Here is an 8,324-nt window from a genome sequence, read left to right as displayed (position 1 = left end):
TGCCGCGTTGCACCCCAAGGGTTCGTTTCAATACCCCCTTGAGGGGTACACTTCCTGCGGGGCGCAATCCTTGACAAGGCCACCAGCCTTGCCTGCGGATTGCGCCCTGAGTAGTACGCCAATAGCGTACTACGAGGAAGTACTCTTGGGGTGCGCCTTGCATCTGCATACTTGGGGTCACGCAGAGGCTGCAAGCAATTATTAGAGACGCCCATTAATCAAACCTCCGCAGCGCCAAACCACAAGCCACCATCAATGCTGGCGCATCATTACTGAGCGCATGCGCTTTAACCCGTGACGATAAAGCCATATTAGCGAAAGGATTCGCTGTTGATGTGCTGGTGCCGAGCTTGGCTTCGATTAACTCATCAACGCCGGCAATTGAGGCGCAACCGCCTACCAACAGCAAATGATCGACACTATTATATTGGCTTGAAGAAAAGAAAAATTGTAGCGCTCGACTGACCTGCTGCACCATGGCATCCTTAAACGGCTCTAACACTTCAGGGACATAATTATCAGGCAAACCACCCTGTTTTTTAGCCAGGCCGGCTTCTTCATAAGATAACCCATAACGGCGTTGAATCTCTTCAGTCAACTGCTTACCGCCAAACACGTGTTCGCGGGTATAAATCATCCGATGATCGTGCACCACATTGAGTGTCGTCATCATTGAACCAACATCAACAATGGCAATGGTTTTATCCTGCGCATTATTCGGTAGCTGGTGCGCCACCAAAGCCATAGCAGATTCCATCGCATAGGCTTCAACATCGACAATCTTGGCATTAAGTCCGGCAATTTCCAATACCGAGACTCGAATATCAACATTTTCGCTACGCGAAGCCGTGAGCAATACATCAACAGTATCATCACGCCGATGCTCACTGATCACTTCAAAATCGAGATTCACTTCTTCGCGTGGGTACGGAATATATTGCTCGGCTTCAAACTCTATTTGGCTCGCCATTTCTTCATCAGACAAGCCTGAAGACATAGTGATAACCTTAGTGATAACCGCTGAGCCTGCCACAGCCACAGCAGCATCCTTGGTCTTGGTGCCAGCACGCTTAACAAGCCGTTTAATCGTATCAGCAACTGCTTCAATATCGACGATGTTCTTTTCAGCAACGGCTTCCTGCGGTAGAGGCGCCACCGAATAAGATTCAACGCGATAACGCGCCCCAACTTGCGATAACTCAAGCAACTTAACAGCCGTTGAGCTAATATCGAGTCCGATCAAAGAATTCGTATTTCGTTTAAAGAAAGGCAATGTCGCCCCTTATTTATGGTTTATGGTCAAGACCTATGGTCAAAGCCCAATATACACCTCTACTCAAGCGCGACTATAGTGCAACCTGAGCGTCAGGTAAAACAATATCCCCCTGACATTATCGGAAAATTTATACTATTCCTTAATTTTACTCTATGACATAGATCACAGTTAGGCTATATCACAAAAATATGCTACAAAAATTAATTAAATTTGGCTTTTATAGCGCTTTATTTGCATTCGCATCTACAGCAATTATGTCGGCCGCAATTTACTACTATTTAATTCCACAGCTACCTAATACTAAAACGCTACATAATGTAGAACTACAAGTGCCAATGCGCGTCTATTCTGCCGATGGCGCATTAATCGCCGAATTCGGGGAAACCAAGCGTTCACCAGTACAATACGATGAAATCCCACTAGCAATGCGAGACGCCTTCGTCGCTATAGAAGATGACGCATTCTTTCATCACAACGGTGTTGATGTTAAAGCCTTGCTGCGAGCCGTCGTCGGGCTGATCCGCACCGGAGAAAAACGCCAGGGTGGCAGCACGATTACCATGCAGTTGGCACGCAACTTCTTTCTCAGCAACGAGAAATCTTATCTGCGCAAACTCAATGAGATTTTGCTCGCGCTAAAAATCGAAAGGGAACTCAGCAAAGAAGATATTCTGACGCTTTACTTAAATAAAATTTTTCTTGGTCAGCGTGCCTATGGTATTGCGGCAGCGGCACAAATTTATTACGGCGCCAAACTAAACGAACTAACTCTGGCGCAAATGGCGATGATCGCCGGGCTGCCAAAAGCGCCATCAACCACCAACCCCATCACCAACGCTGAGCGAGCACACCAGCGACGCAACCTGGTATTAGACCGCATGCTGATACTGGGTTTCATCTCAAAACAAGAACACGAACACGCCAAGCACACGGCTACCAGCGCTACCCTACACAGTGCCAGAATAGAACTTAACGCAGCTTATGTTGCTGAGATGGCTCGACAAGAAATAGTCGAACAATTTGGCAGTGATGTCTATAACAAAGGCTATAAAATCTACACAACCATAAATTCATCACTACAAATCGCCGCACAAAATGCACTGCGTCAAAGCTTAATAAACTACGACAAGCGCCACGGCTACCGCGGCCCTGAATTGACTCTGCTACCTGAACAATTAGAACAAAACCCAGACCTGCCTGTTATTGGCAACCTGCAACCAGCAGTTGTCACTGTTGCCGAAGAGAAAAAACTAACTGCGCGCCTGCGCGATGATTCTTTGGTAGATATCGCGTGGCCAGAAATCGAATGGGCAAGACCCTATATCAATGAACAGAAACGTGGCCCTACATTAAAATCTGTCACTGACATTATCAAAGTAGGTGATGTGGTTCGCGTCAGCAACAACGAAGACGGCAGCTGGTCGCTTGCCCAAGTCCCGGCAGTCCAAGGCGCACTCATTGCGCCTGAGCCAAATAGCGGCGCGATTCGCGCTTTGGTCGGTGGCTTTGACTTCAATCACAGCAAATTTAACCGTGCTACGCAAGCGCAGCGCCAAGTTGGCTCCAGCTTTAAGCCCTTTATCTATTCCGCTGCTTTAGACAAAGGTTACACCTTAGCGTCACTGATTAATGACGCACCCGTGGTATTTGACGACGCTGGGCTAGAAAGTGCCTGGCGACCGAAAAACTACAGTAGTAAATTTTATGGTCCTACCCGACTACGGGTGGCGCTACGTAAATCACGTAATTTAGTCTCGGTACGATTACTACGTAGCATAGGAATCAATCACGCAATTAACCATGCCAGCCACTTTGGTTTTGATAAAAACAAATTGCCGCGTGACCTCTCGCTATCACTGGGCAGTCTATCGCTAACACCACTTGAGCTGGCGCGTGGTTATATAGTGCTAGCTAATGGCGGGTTTGCTACCCAACCCTATTTGATTGAGCGTATAGAAGATAGCAATGGTAAGCTTATTTTTCAGGCGCAACCTGCTATTGCCTGCCTTGAGTGCGAGCAAAAAAACACCCTGCAAGACATAGGGCAAGAAACAGACATTGACCAATTAGCAAGTGACCCCGTCACCACTATGAACCTGGCTCCACGCGCAGTAAACCAACAAAATATCTATTTAATGAATCAAGTCTTACGTGATGTCATAAGGCGCGGTACGGGTTCACGTGCTCAATCACTCAAACGTGCAAACATTGCTGGCAAAACAGGCACCACTAATGACCAACGTGACGCTTGGTTTTCTGGTTTTAATCAGGATATCGTCGCCATTACGTGGGTTGGCTTTGATGACTCAAGCCCGCTAGGGCCAAGAGAAACGGGCGCCAGCGCAGCCCTACCAATGTGGATACAATTTATGCAACAGGCTTTACCGCTCTATCCCGAAAAACCACTGCCCAGACCTGACGGAATGGTGACGGTTCGTATTGACAGCGAGACCGGCCTATCGGTTGGCCCGGGCCATAAGGGCGCCATCTTCGAAACCTTTCGCGCCCAACACGTGCCAGAAAAACAGCAAACGAACCAACAAACACCATTGTTTGGCGGCGCCAAGACTCATCCAAATAACAACGGCAATAACAACCCGTCTGATAGCGGAATTCCAGACCAGTTATTCTAAGACCTAATATGCTAGGGAATAAATCCTGGCATTGTTAAACCTTTAAATAAATCCGCAGGGTTATAAGAGCAAAAAATGACGAAATATCTCAGTTTACAAACGCTAACAGGCACCGCTTAAGGGGTTTATTCAGAGGCTCCCTAGCGCTTAGACAAAGGCACGTATTGGCGCGTAGTGGCGCCTTCATAGACTTGGCGTGGGCGACCAATACGTTGGTCAGGCTCGGTGATCATCTCTAACCACTGTGCAACCCAACCTGGCGCGCGCGCGACGGCAAACATAGCTGTAAACATATTAGTTGGGATGCCTAATACTCGATAGATAATGCCAGAATAAAAATCAACATTGGGGTACAACTTACGCGAAACGAAATATTCATCGTTTAAAGCCACTTCCTCCAATTTCAGCGCTAATTCAAACATCGGATCATTAGAGTCGCCTAATTTATCCAGCACTTCGTAACACATTTGACGAATAATTTTGGCGCGCGGGTCGTAGTTTTTATAAACACGGTGGCCAAAGCCCATCAAACGAAAGGGGTCATTTTTATCTTTAGCCTTGTCTAAATATTTAGCAATATTTTTCACATCGCCAATTTCTTTCAACATGGTCAACACAGCTTCATTAGCGCCACCATGCGCCGGCCCCCAAAGCGCACTAATCCCCGTCGCGATACAAGCAAATGGATTGGTGCCCGTACTGCCAGACAAACGTACAGTAGACGTACTGACATTTTGCTCATGATCCAGATGCAGCATAAAAATAAGATCCAGAGCCTTGGCAGCAACAGGGTTCACCTCATACTCTTCTGCTGGCACAGAAAACATCATATGCAATAAGTTGGCGCAATAATCCAACGCATTCTTAGGATAGACAAAGGGCTCGCCGATGGAGTATTTATAACTTGCCGCGGCAATAGTTGGAATTTTAGCCACAATACGATGCGCAGCAATTTCGCGCTGAGCCGGATCATAAATATCCGCAGCATCAGGATAAAATGATGACAACGAACCCACTACACCCATTAAACTCGCCATGGGATGTGCATCATGGTGAAAGCCTTGATAAAAACCTTTAAGGCTTTCATTTATCATTGTATGACTATCTATCGAATCAACAAACCCAGATAGCTGTTGTTCCTTTGGCAGCTCACCGTATAACAATAAATAAACAACCTCCATATAACTGCTGTGTTCAGCCAACTGCTCAATAGGGTAACCACGGTAGAGTAAGACGCCTTCGTTACCATCGACATAGGTAATACTGCTACGACAACTTGCCGTCGACATAAACCCAGGGTCATAGGTGAGATAACCAAACTCACGGTACAGCGAAGTAATATCCACTGCGGCAGGGCCTATCGTGCTACGACGCAAAGGCAACTCAAGCTCTTTGCCGGTAGAATTATCGATAATTGTTACAGTGTCCTTCGGCATGCTTAACTCCTGGATAATGCCTTAATTATTTGCCGCAAGTGTGCTCAGATCATCACGTAAACGTGACAACGAAGCATCTAATGCTGCCACTTCATCGGGCTCTAAATCCAATTCCACCACACGCTCTAGCCCCCGAGCACCGAGCACCGCAGGCACCCCTGCGGCAATATCATGTTGACCGTATTCACCATTTAATAAGGCGACACAGGGTAACAAGCGTTTACGATCGTAGTGTATCGCATCAATCATCTCGACAATAGCTGCGCCTGGTGCATCGTAAGCACTGCTTGTCTGCTTTAACGCCAAAATCTCTGCACCGCCTTCGCGAGTACGCTTAACGATTTTTTCTATTGTTTCCTCATCAAGAAAGTGAGCAATCGGAATACCATTAATGCAGGTATAACGTGTCATCGGCACCATCGCATCACCATGCCCACCCAATACCATGGCACTAATATCTTGCACCGAAAAACCTGTTTCAAGCGCAACAAAGCTAGCCATTCGCGCCGCATCAAGCACGCCTGCTTGGCCAATAACTCGATGTTTAGGTAGCCCCGTATGGCGCCACAATTGATAGGTCAATATATCCACCGGATTGCTGACAACGATGACGATTGCCTGTGTTGCATAGCGTTTAATCCCTTCAGCAACGTTGAGCAGTATTTTATTATTTTCAGCCAATACGTCCATACGAGACATACCAGGTTGCCGTGGCTTACCGGCAGTAATCACCACCACATCTGAATCAACAATGTCAGCAAGCTCGGTACTGCCATGCAAGCGCGTATCAAAACCAAATAACGGAGCACACTCCTGTATGTCCAATGCAACACCCTTAGCAATCCCGAGTCTGACATCAATCAATACAATATTTTTGGCCAGCGCTTTTTGCGCCAGCAAATGTGCTGTTGCCTCACCGACTCGACCAGAGCCTATAATTGCGATCTTATCCATAGTGTAGTGTCCTGGTTAATTAGATGACACTGATGGCACGATAGCTAAAGACGGACGTGCAATATCTTTCAATACATCTTTAGGGTAGTGCGATGGATAATCATGCCGCGCTACGCCTGACTTCACCGCTGCAGCGGCAACGGCTGGCGCCACATAATCAATTAAACGCGGGTCTAATGGTTTAGGAATAATATAGTCGCTACCAAATTCCAAATGATCCAGCTGATACGCCAACAGCACCTCTTCTGGCACCGGCTGATGCGTTAAAGCATGTAAGGCCTCGACAGCTGCAACCAACATATCATCATTGATCGATGTCGCATGGACGTCGAGCGCACCGCGAAATATAAAGGGGAAACCCAACACATTATTGACCTGATTAGGATAGTCACTACGGCCTGTCGCCATTATCAAGTCTTGCCGTGCTGCCAAAGCAATATCAGGGCGAATTTCTGGGTCCGGATTAGATAAAGCAAAAACAATAGGCTTGGCCGCCATCGTTTTTAACATATCTGGCGGCAACAAATCAGGGCCAGAGACACCGATAAACACATCGGCATCGACCATCGCATCAGCCAAACTACGGCAATCGGTAGCGACGGCAAAGCGACGCTTATGTGTCGTTAAACCACTACGACCACTATGTATAACACCTTGGCGATCGACCAACAGCAAACGTTTTGGGTCGGCACCCAAACAGCACAAGAGATGCATCGAGGCAATACCTGCTGCACCGGCGCCAAGGCAGACAATATCAACGGCATCAAGTCGCTTGCCCTGTAGCTCCAACGCATTGAGTAAACCCGCCGCAATAATCACCGCCGTACCATGCTGGTCGTCATGGAATACCGGTATATCAACACGCTCGCGTAACGCCTCTTCGATCTCAAAACAATGTGGTGCGGCGATATCTTCGAGGTTAATGCCACCGAAAGTCGGCGCAATACTCGCCACAACTTCAACAAAATGTTCGGGAGAGCGTGCATCTACTTCAATATCAAAGACATCGATATCAGCAAATTTCTTAAATAACACGGCCTTACCTTCCATGACAGGCTTGCTGGCCAAGGCGCCGGTATTACCTAAACCTAAAACAGCGCTGCCATCAGAAATAACAGCAACCAGATTGCCCTTATTGGTATAGCGATAGGCATCATGAGGCGTTTTTTCGATAGCTCGCACTGGCTCGGCAACACCTGGCGTGTAAGCCAAACCTAATTGATACTGTGTATCGCAAGGTTTGCTGATGGCTATGGCGATTTTTCCTGGCTTTGGTAAGGCATGGTATTCCAATGCCGCCTGCTTTAATTCGTCAGTCATTAGGGCCTTTAACATTCATTACAGCGCTTGCGCGCCAAAGGATTATGTACTCAAAGAGTAGTTGATATTGCTGGTCACTGCTCAGATTACGCCTGAAATTAGCCAGTTCAAGGCAAAAAATGTGAGTTTACAACGCGTAAATGATCATTTTTTCCAAGTACCCCTTGAGGATAAACGCAGAAATGGTGAATTTCAGGCGTAATCTGAGCAGTGAGCAGTGACTAGGTTATTTTACTATTTTTATGCGCTGACCGGGTGTTGGTTCACCCTGCGGGTATTGATCGTTCATTAATCTTAGCTGAGATTCGGCATCATTGGAGATCCGTGTCTGTTTGGCCAGTGCGGCATAGGTATCGCCATCCCTTGCAGTCACAAGCTGTATCAATAAGGCTTTAGCCAGTGGTTGTTCTTCATCACTCAGCGGATGAAAGCTTGTTACTGTGTCTAAAAAAGCGCCATCAAAACTTTTTAACGCCCCAGCGTCCTTGGTTGTCGCAAAGAAGGTGTAGGCCTTAGTGCCCAGATACATCACGCTGATACGAATATCACGCTGGCCAAAAGGCGTATTACCACGGGTAAGTCCAGTATAGCCCGCAAGGCCATGACTGCTGAGCGCACGCCCTTGTTTCAATGAATTAACCTTAAGCCGCGTTTTTATAAACTCATCCGCCGCAATGCGTTTATTGATGTCTTCGGCGCTAATCT

General features: G+C 47.2%; 6 protein-coding genes. 1 reads left to right on the top strand and 5 read right to left on the bottom strand.

Annotated features, from left to right (window positions below; all coding sequences use genetic code 11):
- Positions 1-214 precede the first annotated feature (214 nt).
- Complete coding sequence (locus JKY90_06475; GenBank protein ID MBL4851909.1) at positions 215-1,273, bottom strand: pilus assembly protein PilM; 1,059 nt, start codon at positions 1,271-1,273, stop codon at positions 215-217.
- Between the two features lie 191 nt (positions 1,274-1,464).
- Here JKY90_06475 and JKY90_06470 point away from each other — a divergent pair, with 191 nt between their 5' ends.
- Positions 1,465-3,909 carry a penicillin-binding protein 1A gene (locus tag JKY90_06470; GenBank protein MBL4851908.1) on the top strand — a complete coding sequence of 815 codons (2,445 nt, stop codon included), beginning with the start codon at positions 1,465-1,467 and terminating at the stop codon, positions 3,907-3,909.
- 140 nt (positions 3,910-4,049) lie between these two features.
- On the opposite strand, the gene JKY90_06465 is transcribed toward JKY90_06470, so the two are convergent.
- From JKY90_06465 to JKY90_06450, 4 genes are all read right to left on the bottom strand, one after another.
- On the bottom strand, positions 4,050-5,345 hold the full coding sequence (locus JKY90_06465) for a citrate synthase (protein ID MBL4851907.1): 1,296 nt from the start codon (positions 5,343-5,345) through the stop codon (positions 4,050-4,052).
- 21 nt (positions 5,346-5,366) lie between these two features.
- A complete protein-coding gene (mdh, locus tag JKY90_06460) occupies positions 5,367-6,299 on the bottom strand; it encodes a malate dehydrogenase (protein MBL4851906.1) in 933 nt (310 codons plus the stop codon).
- A 15-nt stretch (positions 6,300-6,314) separates the two neighbouring features.
- Positions 6,315-7,619, bottom strand: a complete 1,305-nt coding sequence (locus JKY90_06455; GenBank protein MBL4851905.1) for a malate dehydrogenase — start codon at positions 7,617-7,619, stop codon at positions 6,315-6,317.
- Positions 7,620-7,845: 226 nt separating this feature from the next.
- Positions 7,846-8,324 (bottom strand): peptidase (locus JKY90_06450; protein ID MBL4851904.1); only part of this gene is annotated, 479 nt, incomplete at its 5' end.

The sequence above is a fragment of the Gammaproteobacteria bacterium genome (assembly GCA_016765075.1).
In the GTDB taxonomy this organism is placed as follows: domain Bacteria; phylum Pseudomonadota; class Gammaproteobacteria.
This window is presented reverse-complemented; position numbering and strand designations above follow the sequence as displayed.

Bases quoted from the DNA above. Each gene is read 5' to 3' on its own strand.
- JKY90_06470 (MBL4851908.1), top strand. From the start codon at position 1,465: ATGCTACAAAAATTAATTAAATTTGGCTTTTATAGCGCTTTATTTGCA.
- JKY90_06465 (MBL4851907.1), bottom strand. From the start codon at position 5,345: ATGCCGAAGGACACTGTAACAATTATCGATAATTCTACCGGCAAAGAG.
- mdh (MBL4851906.1), bottom strand. From the start codon at position 6,299: ATGGATAAGATCGCAATTATAGGCTCTGGTCGAGTCGGTGAGGCAACA.
- JKY90_06455 (MBL4851905.1), bottom strand. From the start codon at position 7,619: ATGACTGACGAATTAAAGCAGGCGGCATTGGAATACCATGCCTTACCA.